Annotated in this window: 13 protein-coding genes; 10 read left to right on the top strand and 3 right to left on the bottom strand. The window is 62.3% G+C overall.

Annotated elements, in window-relative coordinates; translation table 11 throughout:
* Positions 1–3 precede the first annotated feature (3 nt).
* The 3 genes from NKG60_RS23065 to NKG60_RS23055 all read right to left on the bottom strand — a co-directional run bounded on the left by NKG60_RS23065 (position 4) and on the right by NKG60_RS23055 (position 3,477).
* Positions 4–1,782 carry a TRAP transporter large permease gene (locus NKG60_RS23065; protein ID WP_352866675.1) on the bottom strand — a complete coding sequence of 593 codons (1,779 nt, stop codon included), beginning with the start codon at positions 1,780–1,782 and terminating at the stop codon, positions 4–6.
* Positions 1,782–2,366 carry a TRAP transporter small permease subunit gene (locus NKG60_RS23060; RefSeq protein WP_352667510.1) on the bottom strand — a complete coding sequence of 195 codons (585 nt, stop codon included), beginning with the start codon at positions 2,364–2,366 and terminating at the stop codon, positions 1,782–1,784. Before NKG60_RS23060 ends, NKG60_RS23065 begins: the two co-directional genes overlap by 1 nt.
* A 205-nt stretch (positions 2,367–2,571) precedes the next feature.
* Entirely contained in the window at positions 2,572–3,477 is a 906-nt protein-coding gene (locus NKG60_RS23055; RefSeq protein ID WP_292658326.1) for a branched-chain amino acid ABC transporter permease, read from the bottom strand.
* Positions 3,478–3,617: 140 nt separating this feature from the next.
* Here NKG60_RS23055 and NKG60_RS23050 point away from each other — a divergent pair, with 140 nt between their 5' ends.
* The 10 genes from NKG60_RS23050 (at position 3,618) to NKG60_RS23005 (ending at position 15,710) form a co-directional block, all read left to right on the top strand.
* Entirely contained in the window at positions 3,618–4,226 is a 609-nt protein-coding gene (locus NKG60_RS23050; RefSeq protein WP_352866546.1) for a CGNR zinc finger domain-containing protein, read from the top strand.
* Positions 4,219–4,749 carry a hypothetical protein gene (locus NKG60_RS23045; protein ID WP_352866549.1) on the top strand — a complete coding sequence of 177 codons (531 nt, stop codon included), beginning with the start codon at positions 4,219–4,221 and terminating at the stop codon, positions 4,747–4,749. Before NKG60_RS23050 ends, NKG60_RS23045 begins: the two co-directional genes overlap by 8 nt.
* Before the next feature lie 224 nt (positions 4,750–4,973).
* On the top strand, positions 4,974–8,450 hold the full coding sequence (locus NKG60_RS23040) for an indolepyruvate ferredoxin oxidoreductase family protein (RefSeq protein ID WP_352866552.1): 3,477 nt from the start codon (positions 4,974–4,976) through the stop codon (positions 8,448–8,450).
* Between the two features lie 152 nt (positions 8,451–8,602).
* Positions 8,603–10,924: a putative bifunctional diguanylate cyclase/phosphodiesterase gene (locus NKG60_RS23035; protein WP_352866554.1), complete on the top strand. Its 2,322-nt coding sequence runs from the start codon at positions 8,603–8,605 to the stop codon at positions 10,922–10,924.
* 151 nt (positions 10,925–11,075) lie between these two features.
* A complete protein-coding gene (locus NKG60_RS23030) occupies positions 11,076–11,858 on the top strand; it encodes an N-acyl amino acid synthase FeeM domain-containing protein (protein WP_023676258.1) in 783 nt (260 codons plus the stop codon).
* Positions 11,859–11,977: 119 nt separating this feature from the next.
* Positions 11,978–12,127, top strand: coding sequence for a DUF3096 domain-containing protein (locus tag NKG60_RS23025; protein WP_013528205.1), 150 nt, complete (start codon positions 11,978–11,980; stop codon positions 12,125–12,127).
* Between the two features lie 173 nt (positions 12,128–12,300).
* Positions 12,301–12,525, top strand: coding sequence for an aa3-type cytochrome c oxidase subunit IV (locus tag NKG60_RS23020; RefSeq protein WP_352667524.1), 225 nt, complete (start codon positions 12,301–12,303; stop codon positions 12,523–12,525).
* Between the two features lie 84 nt (positions 12,526–12,609).
* Complete coding sequence (locus NKG60_RS23015) at positions 12,610–13,884, top strand: Re/Si-specific NAD(P)(+) transhydrogenase subunit alpha (protein WP_352975666.1); 1,275 nt, start codon at positions 12,610–12,612, stop codon at positions 13,882–13,884.
* Positions 13,884–14,306 carry an NAD(P) transhydrogenase subunit alpha part 2 gene (locus tag NKG60_RS23010; RefSeq protein ID WP_352866677.1) on the top strand — a complete coding sequence of 141 codons (423 nt, stop codon included), beginning with the start codon at positions 13,884–13,886 and terminating at the stop codon, positions 14,304–14,306. Before NKG60_RS23015 ends, NKG60_RS23010 begins: the two co-directional genes overlap by 1 nt.
* Before the next feature lie 6 nt (positions 14,307–14,312).
* Positions 14,313–15,710: an NAD(P)(+) transhydrogenase (Re/Si-specific) subunit beta gene (locus NKG60_RS23005; protein ID WP_352866563.1), complete on the top strand. Its 1,398-nt coding sequence runs from the start codon at positions 14,313–14,315 to the stop codon at positions 15,708–15,710.
* The last annotated feature ends 47 nt before the right edge of the window (positions 15,711–15,757 follow it).

The raw sequence follows: 15,757 nt of genomic DNA, 5'->3' as shown, positions 1-15,757 counted from the left end.
TCCTCAGTTGAAACTCGGTGGTTGCGACAAATCGATTGCCGGCGCCGCCGGCTTCGCGGGCGGTTTTTCGTCGAAGCTCGGCGGCTGCGACAAATCCGGTGTGGAAGGTGAGGCCGGGGCAGTGCCGCCGTTGGCCGGCGGCGCGCCGAGCGGCGACAAGCCGATGCCAGGCGTCTCCGGCACCTGATAGTTGATGGTGCCCGGATCGACGACGGTGCCTTTGTAGTGCATCACCATCTGCGGGAAGGCGATGGTCAGGCCGATCATGATCACCTGGATACAGACGAAGGGCACCGCGCCCCAATAGATCTGCCCTGTGGTGACCGGCGCGATCTGCTTGCCGCTGAGCCGGTCGAGATAGGGCACGCGCGCGGCGACCGAGCGCAGATAAAACAGCGCGAAGCCGAAGGGCGGATGCATGAAGGAGGTCTGCATGTTGACGCCTAAAAGCACGCCGAACCAGATCAGGTCGATGCCGAGCTTATCGGCCGCCGGTGCCAAAAGCGGCACGATGATGAAGGCAAGCTCGAAAAAGTCGAGGAAGAAGGCGAGCACGAAGACGAGGATGTTGACGCCAATCAGGAAACCGACTTCACCGCCCGGCAGCGACGTCAACAGGTGCTCGACCCAGATGTGGCCATTGACCCCGTAGAAGGTCAGCGAGAACACCCGCGCGCCGATCAGGATGAACAGGACGAAGGACGACAGCCTGGTCGTCGAGGCCAGCGCCTGCTTGACCACGTCGAGCGACAGCCGCCCCTTCATCGCCGCCATTGCGAGCGCGCCGACGGCGCCCATGGCGCCGCCTTCGGTCGGCGTGGCGATGCCGAGGAAGATGGTGCCCAGCACCAGGAAGATCAGCGCCAGCGGCGGGATCAGCACGATGATCACCTGCTGTGCCAGTCTGGACATCAGGTTGATCTTCAGGCGCTGGTCGACGATCGCCACGACATAGATGAAGATGACGCCAATACTGGCGCCGAGAATATCGGCGTTGCCGCCATGGTTCGGCGCAAGATAGCGATACGCCGCATAGGAAACCACCACCGCCGCCAGCAGCGCCGCCAGCAGCGACAGCACGCCGTGACCCAGCGTGCGGGCCTCAAGCGGCAGGGCCGGCATCGACTTCGGCCGGAAGATCGACATGAGGAGAATGTAGAGCATGTAGATGCCGGTCAAAATGAGCCCGGGGATCAGCGCCCCCTTGTACATATCGCCGACCGAGCGGCCGAGCTGGTCGGCCAGCACGATCAGCACCAGCGACGGCGGGATGATCTGCGCGAGCGTCCCGGACGCGGCAATGACGCCGGATGCCAGCCGGCGGTCGTAGCCGTAGCGCAGCATGATCGGCAGCGAAATCAGACCCATGGCGATGACGGAAGCTGCCACCACGCCGGTCGTCGCGGCAAGCAGCGCGCCGACGAAAATCACGGCGTAGGCCAAGCCACCACGGACGGGTCCGAACAACTGGCCGATCGTGTCGAGCAGGTCTTCGGCCATGCCGGATCGTTCGAGCACGATGCCCATGAAGGTGAAGAACGGGATCGCCAGCAGCGTATCGTTCGACATCACCCGGCTGCCATAGAAATTATCCGGCAACGCGTGCAGCAACGGCCAGGCGAGATTGATCGAGCCGCCCGAATAGGGCGACAGAAGCACGCCGATGAAGAAGAACATCAGACCGTTGGCGGCGAGCGAGAAGGCGACGGGGTAGCCGATCAGCAGAAAGACGATCAGCGAGGCGAACATGATCGGCGCCATGTTCTGGGCGATGAACTCGATCACGAGCGCACCTCTTCGACGAGCGCCTTGGCTTCGAGTTCGGCCTGCTCATGCACCGATATGAACGGAGTGGGATCGTCCATCCGACCGCGCATGATGGCGATCTTCTTGATGATCTCGGAAATGCCCTGCAGCGCGAGCAGGAAAAAGCCGACCAGCAGGATCGCCTTCGCCGGCCAGATGATCAGCCCGCCGGAATTGTTCGACATCTCCCCGCTGCGATACGACAGCGACACATAGGGAACGAAATAGACCACCATCAACGTCACGAACGGCATCAGGAAGAAGACGTGACCGAAAAGGTCGATCCAGTGCTGCACGCGGCGCGAGAACATGCCGTAGACGATATCGATGCGGATATGGTCGTTCTGCTTCAGAGTGTAGGCGGCGGCCAGCATGAAGGCGGCGCCGAACAGATACCATTGCAATTCCAGCCAGGCGTTCGAGGACATGTCGAACACCTTGCGGATGACGGCGTTGGCGGCGCTTACCAGGATTGCCAGCAGGATCAGCCACGATACCCATTTGCCGATGAATTCGTTCAAACGGTCAATGGCTCTGGAAAGAGCGAGAAGCCCTGCCATGCATTCCTCCCTTGTGTCAGAGCACGCCGGTTCCCTGTCCGTCGCGTCGCTGTGGACCAACGGTATGCAGTGCGTGGTTCGGCGGGTCAACATGGGACAGCCCGCATAAACACGGTTGTGAGGTGACGCCCGGCAAAAATGCTACCGCGTCGTTTGCATGTCCAAGGACATGCGGCTCGTTCATCCAACCAAAGTCGGATGCGGCTCAGGCGATCTTCTGTTGGTCGCGGCCGGAGCCGATCAGCACAAGCATGGCGACGAGGAACAGGTACATCCAGCCGTCCCGCCATTCGAGCGGGAAATAGCCGGCCCATAGCGATTCGGCCATGCCGAAGGCGGCTGCGCCCAGTGCCGCCCGCAAAGGCGAGAGATAGCCGCCCACTGCGGTCACGAACAGGATTTTCAACCCGTAGACCAAACCTGTGCCGAAGCTGATGTTGCCGTAGTAGAAGGCGGCGAGCACGCCAGCCAGTGCTGCGCAAAGGCCGCCGAAAAGCACCGCACGCCGAAACACCGCGCGGACATCGACACCGCACATCGCAGCGGCCTTGGGATCGTCGGATACGGCACGCCAGCTTCGGCCGAAGCTGGAATGTGTGAACCCCCACGCAGCCAGCGCAATAGCCGCCAGCACGGCGGCGCAATCGAGCAACTGGATCAGCGTCAACGTCGCCTTGAAGCTGGCATTCTGCGCGAAGACGATGGTCTGGGCCAGCATTGGCGGCAACCATAGGTCATGGGTATCGGCGGCGATGCGGCTGGCTTCCGACAAGACCAGCAATATGCCGAGCGTCGTCACCACGATGGCGTTGGGCGAGCGGTCGGCCAGCGGTTCGAAGATGCTTCGCGACAGGACATGGCTGAGCAGCGCCGCATAAAGGAATGCCGCAGCTACGCCGAGCGCGACCGATGCAAACAGCGTCAGCCACAGCGCCTGATAGCCGAACGCCGCGGTGAGGATCATCGTATGCCCGCAAAAGGCGAACAGCGCGCCATAGGCAAGATTGGTACGGTGCAGGATGCCGTTGGTCAGCACGTAGCCGAAGGCAAGCAATGCGTAGAGCGCGCCCGAATGCAGCCCGTTCAGAACCTGCTGGAAGAAATAGAGCATGCAAGACCCTCGATGCATGCCCCGCAATCGGGGCGGGGGTTTGGGGCGAACGACATTCTCAATACGGCGATCGCCTCACTGACGAGCGTTGCACCCGGAATCTAACTTGTCAAACGCGATTTATCGGTTAGATTCTCCATATGATAGTATCCTGGACTCCGCATCGCTTCACCGGTGGCATGCTGGCGCTCGACACGGCGAACACCGTCGTTTTGCGGAACGATCCAAAGGAAACCTTCGACCGTTTCGACGATCCGGCCGAGATCGCCCGCTTTGCCGAAGCCGCGAGCGGCTTTCGCGCCGCCGAGCTCGGCGGCAGGCGGCTCGTAGCGCCGGCGCCTGAAAAGATCGCACCGGTGGTGCTGTCGATTCGCGAGACGACCGATCGGCTGTTTCGCGGCGCGGTATCGAAAGGTGCGATCGACACCGCCGACATGCCTGAATTCCTGCAAGCCTGCGCCGATGGCCTCGCCCATGGCCACACCGAAATCGGCACGCCCGGGAAACCGTTCGGCGACCCGGCAAATCCGATCGCCTTCGAGGCGGCGCTTGCGGTCTCGGCGCTGTCTCTGCTGCGCAGCGACACCATCGCCAGGCTGAGGATATGTCCGAACTGCAGCTGGCTGTTTGTCGACCGAAGCCGCAATTCCAGCCGCCTCTGGTGCGACATGGCGGTGTGCGGCAACCGCCAGAAGGCAAACCGATACTATCGCCGCCGGACCGCGGCCAGGGAGGTCACCAATGTCTAAGAAATGTTCGCGCGCGATGATTGTCGTCGCGGCGTTGTTTGCGGCGGCCGCGCTCGGCGCCTGCCGTGATTCCGGCAAGGACCAGCTGTTCGCCATTTCCGGGAAGCTGTTCGAGTTCAACTACCGGCTGGGTATCGCCACCTATGTCATCACCCTCAATCCGCTGCGGCCGGTGGGTGAGGGACAGGTCGCCGTGGTCTCCTTCCAGAACCCGGCCGGTGGTGATCCGATCATCGTCACCCAGAAAATATGGCCGAAGCTGCCGCATGTGACGCTCACCAGCCCGCCGCTCACCTGCGTTGTCAAGGACAAGCCCTATGCGGTGTCGATCCGCATCGAGGATTCCGGCGGCAAGTTGCTGCAGAGTTTCGAGACCACTCTGACGTCCTCGCTCGACCAGTCGGTCCTGCCCGACCGGCCTCTGGTGGTCGGGCCAGTCTACGAGCTCAACAAGGACTTGGCCGGCCATGTCGACGGCAAGCTGCCCGGTGAACCGAAGCCCAGTTGCCCAAAGGCTGCATGATGCGTCACCAGCGGCACCGACCGCCGCCGGAGTTTTCGTGCTCGGCCATCCTCCCCGACAGGCGTTTCGTGGCGCCACACGGCCGCGGACGGATCGTTTGTTGCGGACCGCCTGGCACCTTCGATTTTGTTTGACCTCCCCGGCAAGGGAAGAAAGACTGTGGGCACTCGACTCCGACGTTGGCCGCGCACCTCCAGACGCGACCTCCGCACAGGAAATGCCTGATGACGCTGCACAATGTCGCGCTCGACGACAAGTTCGACCTGGCAAAGGAGCGCATCTTCCTGTCGGGTGCCCAGGCAGTCATCCGCATGCTTCTGATGCAGCGCGAGCGCGACCGCCGGGCTGGCTTGAACACCGCCGGTTTCGTCTCCGGCTATCGCGGCTCGCCGCTCGGCGGCCTCGACATGCAGCTGTGGAAGGCCAGGAACCAGCTCGCTCAGTCGGACATCGTCTTCCAGCCCGGTCTCAACGAAGAGCTCGCCGCCACCGCCTGCTGGGGCTCGCAGCAGGCCGAATTGCTGGGCGAGGGTACCCATGACGGCGTTTTTTCAGTCTGGTACGGCAAGGGTCCGGGCGTCGACCGCTCCGGCGACGTGTTCCGCCACGCCAATCTCGCCGGGTCGTCAAAACATGGCGGCGTGCTGGCCCTGATGGGTGACGACCACATGGCCGAATCCTCGACCAACGCGCATGCCACCGAGTTCCTGTTCGTCGACACCATGGTGCCGATCCTTAATCCGGCCGGCGTCCAGGAGATCATCGACTACGGCCTCTGCGGCTTTGCCATGTCGCGTTTTGCCGGCACCTGGGCGGCGATCAAATGCGTCAAGGACAACATCGAATCGACGGCCTCGGTCGATGCCGCGCTCGACCGGCTAGATATCGTCATCCCGGACTTCGACATGCCGCCCGGCGGCCTCAACATCCGTAACGAGATCGACATGCTCGGCCAGGAGGAGCGGTTGCATGAATACAAGCGCGCCGCCGCTTCGGCCTTCATCCACGCCAATGGGCTGAACCGGATCGTCTATTCGGGCGGCAGCAGCGCCAAGCTTGGCATCGTCACCATCGGCAAGAGTTATCTCGACGTTCGCCAGGCGCTGGAGGATATCGGCGTCGACGAAGCGGCCGCCAGTCGTATCGGTATCAGGCTGTTCAAGGTCGGCTGCCCGTGGCCGCTCGACCTGCAGCACATCGCCGACTTTGCTCGCGGCCTCGATACCATCGTCGTCGTCGAGGAGAAACGCTCGCTGATCGAGGTGCAACTGCGCGAGAACCTTTACGGCACAGCGACGCAGCCGGTCATCGTCGGCAAGAAGGACGAGCGCGGCGACTGGCTGTTCCCGGCCAAGGGCGCGCTCGACCCCAACGACATTGCCATTGCGCTCGGCGAGAGGATTTTGCGAACGATCGGCCCGTCGGAAGAAATCGCTGCGCGGGTGGCGAAGTTGCGCCAGTTCCAGGCGATGCTGGCCGACACGTCAGACATCGCCTCGCGCACGCCCTTCTTCTGCTCCGGCTGCCCGCATAATTCCTCGACCAAAGTGCCGGACGGCTCGCTCGCCGCCGCCGGAATCGGCTGCCATTTCATGGCGTTATGGATGGACCGCAACACCGTCGGCTTCACCGCCATGGGCGGCGAGGGCGCGCAGTGGGTCGGCCAGGCGCCGTTCTCGAAGCGCGAGCACATCTTCCAGAATCTGGGCGATGGCACCTACAACCATTCGGGTGTGCTGGCGATCCGCTTTGCGCTCTCGACCGACGCCAACATCACCTACAAGATCCTCTACAATGACGCCGTCGCGATGACCGGCGGGCAGCCGCACGAGGGCGGCCTGACGGTGGACATGATCGCAAGGCAGGTGCGCGCCGAGGGCGTCGAGCGCATCGCTATCGTCACCGACGAACCGGACAAATATACCGGCAAGGTGGAATTTCCCGGCGGCGCCACCATCCATCACCGCGACGACCTCGATCTCGTCCAGCGCGAGTTGCGTTCGGTCAAAGGCGTCTCGGTGCTGCTCTACGACCAGACCTGCGCCGCCGAGAAGCGTCGCCGCCGCAAGCGCGGCACCTTCCCCGATCCCGACAAGCGTATCTTCATCAACGAGCTGGTCTGCGAAGGCTGCGGCGATTGCGGCGTGCAGTCGAATTGCGTCTCGATCCAGCCGGTCGAGACCGAATTCGGCCGCAAGCGCAAGATCGACCAGTCGAGTTGCAACAAGGACTTCTCTTGCGTCAACGGTTTCTGCCCGTCCTTCGTCACAGTTCACGGCGCCAAAATCAGGAAAGCCGAAGGCATTGCCGGCGCGGCCGACCCGCTCGCGGGGGTGCCGGCGCCGGCGCAATTTGCGCTCGGTGAACAAGGCTGGGCGGCGATCATCGACGGTGTCGGCGGCACCGGCGTCGTCACCATAGGCGCGGTGCTCGGCATGGCCGCGCACCTGGAAGGCAAGGGCTGCGGCATGATCGACATGGCCGGCCTCGCCCAGAAGGGCGGCTCTGTGTTCACCCATGTCCGCATCGCCCGCACGCCGGACGACATCCACGCCATTCGGGTATCGGCCGGCAAGGCCGATCTCGTGCTCGGCTGCGATCTCGTCGTTTCGGGTGCCAAGAAGGTGTTGGCCGCGGTGCGCGAAGGCCATACCATCTTCCTCGCCAACACCGCCGAGATCATGCCGGGCGAGTTCGCCCGTTCGGCCGATTTCTCGCTGCCCGTCGAGCGGCTGAAGAAAGCGATAAGAACTGCCGCGGGCGACGACAGGACGCATTTCTTCGACGCTACCCGCACCGCCACCGCGCTGTTCGGCAGCTCGCTTGGCGCCAACATGTTCATGCTCGGCTTCGCCTTCCAGCACGGCGGCTTGCCGCTGTCGGCGGAGGCGGTCGAGAAGGCGATCGAGCTCAACGGCGAGGCGGTAGCGATGAATATCGCGGCATTTCGCTGGGGCCGCCGCGCCGCCCACCAGCCGGATTTCGTCCGCAGCCTTCTCGCCCAGCCGGGCAAGGCCACGCAGCCTGCCGCAATTGCCGAGACGCTGGACGATATGATTGCTCGCCGCGTCGCCTTCCTGACCGCCTATCAGAACGCCGCCTATGGCAAGCGCTATGCCGACAGACTGGCGGCGCTGCGCAAGGCCGAAACCAATGCTGTGCCTGGTTCGACCGTGGTGACCGAGGCTGCCGCAAAGAACCTGTTCAAGCTGATGGCGATCAAGGACGAATACGAGGTGGCGCGGCTTTATACGGACGGCTCCTTTGCCGCAGAGCTCGCAAAGCAGTTCCAGAGCTACGACAAGCTCGAATTCCATCTCGCACCGCCGATCATGGGCAGGCGCGGCAGTGACGGCAAGCCGAAGAAATCGAGCTTTGGCCCGTGGATGATGAACGGGTTCCGCCTGCTGGCGGCGATGAAGGGCCTGCGCGGCACCGCTTTCGACCTGTTCGGCTACAGCGCCGAGAGGCGTATGGAGCGGCAGCTTCTTGCCCTCTATGAAGCCGACCTGGAGCTTGTCGCCGGCGCGCTGGCACCGGGCAAGATCGAGGCTGCTGCCGCGCTTGTTTCCGTACCGGCGCTCATCCGCGGCTTTGGCCACGTCAAGCAGGCCAGTGCCGAAAAAGCCGCCGGCGAACGCCAGCGTCTGCTCGACCGACTCTCGACGGCGCTGCGGCCGCAACTTCAAGCCGCCGAATAATTCAGCGCTGTGATACGCCTTGTTTACCTGAACTGTAGTTTCCCTGTTTCCGCTGCGTCACCAATGAGTGCCAATAGAGCCCGAACCGCTGCTCTAAACCTTTCTTAAGGCCAATGTGACACTGCTGGGTTCCCCAGGGTTGGGATCCAGGCGTGAATCTGAGACGAAAAAACGAGATTCCGGTCGACGTTTACATTCCGTTCGTGGAAACGCTGTTTCGCGACGGGTTCACGCTGTCGATCGGCCTTGTTGCGCAGACACTCCTCGTCATCCTGGTCTATTGGAAGACCATGGACCTGGCATATCTTCTAGTTGCCGCTGGGCTCATCATTGTCGGTACTCTGCGCCTTCGCAACATCCGGAAATACGGGCGACTTCCTTCCCCCACGACGTGGGAAGAAGCCCATGATCGTGAAAACGATTACATAATTTTCGGTTCGATGCATGGTTTCATGCTTGGCGCATTCTGTTTCGTCAGTATCTATCTGGCAAATGACAGCCACGACAACTATGCCGAAATAGCCTCTGTCTGCGTCACGTTGGCATCGGTCACGTCGATTGCCGGCCGCAATTATGGGTCGCCGCGCATGGTCATGATTTTTATCATAACCACGACATGGCCCATATCGCTTGGCTTTATCCTGCGCGGCGATATCTATCACATCATCCTGGGGCTGATGTCGGCCCCTTTTCTGTTTGCGATCAAGCGGTTTGCCGACATCGTCCGCGAAGTGCTGTTTACCGCCCTGTCGGAGGAAAAGAAGGCGAACCGCATCGCGCAGCGTTTCAACCGCGCGCTCAACACCATGTCGCATGGCCTTGTCATGCTTGGACCCGACGGCCGGGTGGCGGTGGCCAATGCTGAAGCCGCGCACCTGATGTCGCTCAAATCGGCCGATGCGCTGCTAGGCCGCTCGATTCACGGTCTGCTGATGCGCGGCGCTGCAGGCGGCATGCTGGCGCCGAAGGATTGCCGTTACATCGAAGCCCAGCTGACGCGTGCGTTGCGCGAGGGCCGCGACCGTAAGGTCCTGGTTTCGCTTACTAACGGCCAGCACTATGAATTTTCGGCGCGCGAAGGCAGCCAGGAACTGGGCGTCGTCACTTTCGAGGATGTGACCGCTCGGGTCGAGGCGGAAGACAAGATCCGCTTCATGGCGCGCTACGACAGTCTCACCGGCCTGCCCAACCGCGCCTACTTCCACGAGTTGGTGGTGGAAGCCATGGCCTCGGGGGATCCCGAGCGTCTCTGCGGGCTGGTGGTGCTCGATCTCGACGATTTCAAGAGCGTCAACGACACGCTCGGCCATCCGGTCGGCGACGGATTGATCTACGCCGTTGCCGAGCGGCTGGCGGCAGTCGCTGGGCCAGGCATCACCGTCAGCCGCTTCGGCGGCGACGAGTTCATGATCTTCTTCGAGCGCGTCGAGGATGAAAGCCACCTGACCGGCCAGATCGACGAGATCTTCGTCGACCTGCAGGGCGAGGTCGATGTTGCCGGCCATGGATTGCGCATCCAGGCCAGCGGCGGCGCGGTGCTGTCGCGGGTCAAGGATACCGACGTTGACGCCATGATCGTCAAAGCCGACCTTGCACTCTACAAGGCCAAGGAGCTTGGCAAGAACGGTTGGCGGCTGTTCGAGGCCTCCATGGATGCTGCCTTCCGCAGCCGTCAGCTGATGAAGGCGGACCTGCGCAGCGCCGTGGAAAACAACGAATTGCGGGTGGTCTATCAGCCGATCGTGGCGATGAGCACGATGCGTATCGCCAGTTGCGAAGCGCTGTGCCGCTGGGATCATCCCGATCTCGGGCCGATTTCCCCCGGTATCTTCATTCCGCTGGCGGAGGAAATGGGGATTATCTCCGACATCAGCACCTTCGTCCTGCATGCGGCCTGCACGGAATGCGCCAAATGGCCGGCCCAGACCAGCGTGTCGGTCAATCTCTCGGCCAAAGATTTCCGCAACCGTGATGTCATCCAGAAGGTTCGCGACGCGCTGGCTGAATCCGGTCTCTCCGCCGGACGTCTGGAGATCGAGGTCACCGAGACGGCGCTGCTCGACGACAAGTCGCTGACACGCCAATATATCGAGGAGTTGAAGCGGCTCGGCGTGCGCATTGCGCTCGACGATTTCGGTACCGGGTATTCGAGCCTCAGCTATCTCCACAAACTGCCGCTCGACAAAATCAAGATCGATCGATCGTTCCTGATCGATGTCACTCAGAACAGCCGGTCGCTCGAATTGCTCAAGGGCATCGTCAACCTGTCACGGCCGCTGGGACTTTCGGTTACCGTCGAAGGTGTCGAGACCTTCGAACAGCTCAAGATCCTGGCATTGCAGGTCAAGCCGGACCTGGTCCAGGGCTTTCTGTTCGGGTCGGCACTCAGCGCGTCCGGCATCGAGACGATGTCGAGCACCGTCTGGCCCTTCGCCAAGGACATCCAGACGGCAAGGAAGGCGCCGCGGCGCTGACTTCGCGCTGAAAAACCGCGTATTTTAGTATAATTTTATTAATTGTTAACCTTAACGGGCGGTAAACGAGCTCCTACTTATTTTCATCTTTACATCTCATGACCCGTCCGTAGTGTCGGCTGGTGGCGGTAATCGCGGGGAATAAGAGTTCATGTGTGCCCAGTTGAGTTCGCTCGGCCATGCGGCGGGCGCTGGTGGGAAAGACGCGTCCGAGACCATGTCCAGCTTCGCGCAGCATGTTTATGCGCTGCTTGACCGGACGGAGTACCGACGCTGTGAAAGCGGCGAGGACTTCGAAAGTATTTACAGGCTGCGCTACAATTCCTATCGGATGAACGATCTGGTGCCCGAGAATGCGTCCCGTCAGGTCCATGACGAGTTTGACGAACTGCCCAATTGCCATACGTTCGGAATCTACATCGAGGGGCGGCTGGTCAGCACAATGCGCCTGCATAACGTGTCTGCTGATAATGCGACATCACCAGCGCTTAGCGTCTACAAGGACTTGTTGATGCCGCGTCTGGCGGCCGGCGAAGTCTTTATCGACCCGAGCCGTTTTGCCGTGGACGCCGAATGGTCACGGCTTTACCCGCAGATCCCCTATGTGACGCTGCGCCTTGCGGGCATGGCTTGCTTCCATTTCGGCGCGCCTTACTGCATATCCATGATCCGCGAGGACCATGCGGCTTTCTACAAGCGCATCTATCGGGCGCGACCGATTGGCGATGCGCGGCCCTATGCCGGCGTGATCAACTGTTTCGCGCTGCTTTATCAAGCTGATGTCCTGGCGATCAAGAATGAAACCTACGCTCGCTTTCCGTTCTTCCGTTCGACGCCAATGGAGCAGCGCATGTTGTTCGATACGCCCGGTGCCGGCGAACTCGCCCCGCTGACCATCCTGCCTACCGCCAAGTATTTTCGCGAAGCCGCCTGAACGAGCCCATGGAGCCTTCCGGTCGCTTCGGCGTTCTGGGCAAGGGTGCTGGTGGTAGGTTGGCATGGCCGACATCCGCCAAGCATCGCTTCGATAGCGATCCGATCAAAGGAACCAATATGACCATTTCGACACTCGCCCTTACCCCGCTTATCTCGCTGATTGCAGGCGTGCTGATCCTGGTGATGCCGCGGCTGCTCAATTATATCGTCGCCCTTTATCTGATCGTTGTCGGCCTGCTCGGTCTGTTCCCACATCTCGCCGGCTAACGCCATCGGCAATAGCGGACCTGCCATCCATTGGGATTGGTATCGCCGTGCTTCGCGCAGCGATTTCAAGTTTTGCTTGAGATTGTTGGCTGCGGCGATGCGGCAATAGCGCCATTGCCCTTAACGCGGCTTTTCGCTATGTGCCTGAAAGATGTCTTCGAAGGGGTATTCCAATGGCTGAACACACGCCGACCGGTCCTGTCGAACTGGGCGCGAAGATGGACTATGCCGAGCATGATCGGACCTATGCGGGCTTCCTCAGGCTCGCGAAATACGGATCGCTGTTTTGCCTCGCCGTGCTTCTGGCAATGGCTTTCGGCTTCTTCGCAGGCGGCTTCTTCTCGGGGTTTATCCTGTTCGTTCTGATCCTCGCCGTCGGCGCCTTCATTCTCCGGTAAATTCTTCAAAACCCTTGCCCGTGACATCGCCGGAAGTCCGGCCGGCGTCCTGCGCAGACAGGTTCCAGCCGAAAGGATCATGCGGTGGGACAGACGGTTTTCATCCCTCGTGAGCTCGATGCGAACGAGCCGCGCGTTGCTGCCTCGCCGGATACGGTGAAGCGGCTGGCGGGGCTGGGGTTCGACCTAATCGTCGAAAGCGGGGCCGGCACTGCCTCGCGCATTCCCGACGAGGAGTTTGCCAAGGCGGGCGCTGCGATCGGTAAGGCCGGCGATGTCGCCAAGGCCGATGTGGTGCTGAAGGTGCGCCGGCCTGATGAAGCGGAGCTGAAGGCCTATCGCCGGGGCACTGCGGTCATCGCCATCATGGATCCCTACGGCAACGATGCCGGTGTCGCCGCTCTGGCAAGGGCCGGCGTCACCGCCTTCTCGATGGAGTTCATGCCGCGCATCACCCGCGCCCAATCCATGGATGTCCTGTCCAGCCAGGCGAACCTCGCCGGCTATCAGGCAGTGATCGACGCGGCTGCCGAATATGACCGGGCGCTGCCGATGATGATGACGGCCGCCGGCACCGTGCCGGTGGCGAAAGCCTTCATAATGGGCGTCGGCGTCGCCGGCCTGCAGGCCATTGCGACGGCAAGACGGCTTGGCGCCGTCGTCACCGCCACCGACGTGCGTCCCGCCGCCAAGGAACAGGTCGCCTCGCTGGGCGCAAAGTTCCTGGCGGTCGAGGATGAGGAGTTCAAGGCGGCCGAGACCGCTGGCGGCTACGCCAAGGAAATGTCGAAGGAGTATCAGGCCAAGCAGGCGGCACTGACCGCCGAGCACATCGCCAAGCAGGACATCGTCATCACCACGGCGCTGATTCCCGGCCGTCCGGCGCCGAAACTGGTTTCGGCCGCGATGGTCGCCTCGATGAAACCCGGCTCTGTGATCGTCGACCTCGCGGTCGAGCGCGGCGGCAATGTCGAGGGCGCCGTGCCGGGGCAGGTGGTGACCACCGCCAACGGGGTAAAGATCGTCGGCCATCTCAACGTTCCTGGTCGCGTCGCCGCCTCGGCCTCGCTTCTCTATGCCAGGAACCTCTATGCCTTCCTCGAGACGCTGGTCGACAAGGCGACGAAGACACTTGCTATCAACCGCGACGACGAGCTGGTCAAGGCAACCATGCTGACCGATGCTGGCAAGGTCGTGCATCCCGCCTTCGTCTGGGCTGAGCAGGAGCCGCCAAAGGGCCAACATGTCGAACCGCCGGCCATTCCGGCCAGGACAATGGTTGCCGAGGCTTCGGCGAAGCCGGCTGCGAAGAAAACGGTCGCTTCGAGGAAGCCCAAGACCACCGGAGGGATCGCGTGATGGATCAGACCCTGCAGAAAGCCCTCGACCAGCTCGACCAGGCCACAGCTGCCGTGCGGCTCGCCGTGCAGAACGTTGCCGTCGCTCCCGGCACTGAGGCGGCCGGCGACGCCGCGCACGCGCTGTCCGGCGGCGCGATCGATCCTTTCGTCTTCCGCTTCGCCATTTTTGTGCTGGCGATCTTCGTCGGCTACTACGTCGTCTGGTCGGTGACGCCGGCACTGCACACGCCATTAATGGCGGTCACCAACGCCATTTCCTCCGTCATCGTCGTCGGCGCGTTGCTGGCCGTCGGCATCTCGGCCTCCGGCATCGCCACCGGCTTCGGCTTCGTTGCGCTGATGCTGGTATCGGTCAACATCTTCGGCGGCTTCCTCGTCACCCAGCGCATGCTGGCCATGTACAAGAAGAAGGAAAAGTAGGCCGCTATGAACGCCAACTTCGCCTCCTTCCTCTACCTGGTCTCCGGCATCCTGTTCATCCTGGCATTGCGCGGCCTGTCGCACCCGACCAGCAGCCGCCAGGGCAATACGTACGGCATGATCGGCATGGGCATTGCCATCGCCACGACGCTGGCGCTGGCCACCCCTTCCGCCGGACGCTTCGCGCTGATCGTGCTCGGGCTAGCCATCGGCGGCTCGGTCGGTGCGGTCACGGCACGGCGCATTGCCATGACCTCGATGCCGCAGCTGGTCGCCGCCTTCCACTCGCTGGTCGGTCTTGCCGCGGTCATGGTGGCGGCCGCCGCCATCTATGCACCGGAAAGCTTCGGCATCGGCACCGTCGCCGATATCCATGCCCAGGCGCTGATCGAGATGAGCCTCGGCGTTGCCATCGGCGCCATCACCTTCACCGGCTCGGTCATCGCCTTCTTGAAGCTCGACGGCCGCATGTCGGGCAAGCCGATCATGATCGGTGGCCGCCACTTCATCAACGCGGCCCTGGGCATTGCGCTGATCGTGCTGATCGTGCTGCTCGTCACCACCGAGTCCAAGCTGGTCTTCTGGCTGATCGTTGCCGCCTCGCTGGTGCTGGGTGTGCTTCTCATCATCCCGATCGGTGGCGCCGACATGCCGGTGGTCGTGTCGATGCTGAATTCCTATTCGGGCTGGGCCGCCGCCGCACTAGGCTTCACGCTCGGCAATCTGGCGCTGATCATCACCGGCGCGCTGGTCGGTTCGTCCGGCGCCATCCTGTCCTACATCATGTGCAAGGGGATGAACCGGTCGTTCATCTCGGTCATCCTCGGCGGCTTCGGCGGCGAGACATCAGCCATTGCCAACGACGGCATCGAGCGCACGGTCAAGCAGGGCTCGGCCGAGGATGCCGCCTATCTGATGATGAATGCGCAAAAGGTCATCATCGTGCCGGGCTACGGCATGGCCGTCGCCCAGGCACAGCACGCGCTGCGCGAGATGGCCGACAAGCTCAAGGCCAACGGCGTCGATGTCAAATACGCCATCCACCCCGTCGCCGGCCGCATGCCCGGCCACATGAACGTGCTCCTGGCCGAAGCCAATGTGCCTTATGACGAAGTGTTCGAGCTGGAGGACATCAACTCTGAGTTCGCGCAGGCCGACGTCGCCTATGTCATCGGTGCCAACGACGTCACCAATCCCTCGGCTCGTGACGACAAGTCCTCACCGATCTACGGCATGCCGATCCTCGACGTCGACAAGGCCCGCACCTGCCTGTTCGTCAAGCGCTCGCTCGGCTCCGGCTATGCCGGCATCGACAACACGCTGTTCTACAAGGACGGCACCATGATGCTGCTCGGTGACGCCAAGAAGATGACCGAGGAGATCGTCAAGGCGATGGATCACTGAACGGCGTCGTTGCCAACTCACTGCCGATCGTCGAATGCAGCCCGGCT

This window comes from Mesorhizobium sp. M1428 (genome assembly GCF_040317515.1).
GTDB lineage: Bacteria > Pseudomonadota > Alphaproteobacteria > Rhizobiales > Rhizobiaceae > Mesorhizobium.
Note: the sequence above shows the minus strand (reverse complement) of the source record. Positions and strands in the feature narration are given on the sequence as shown.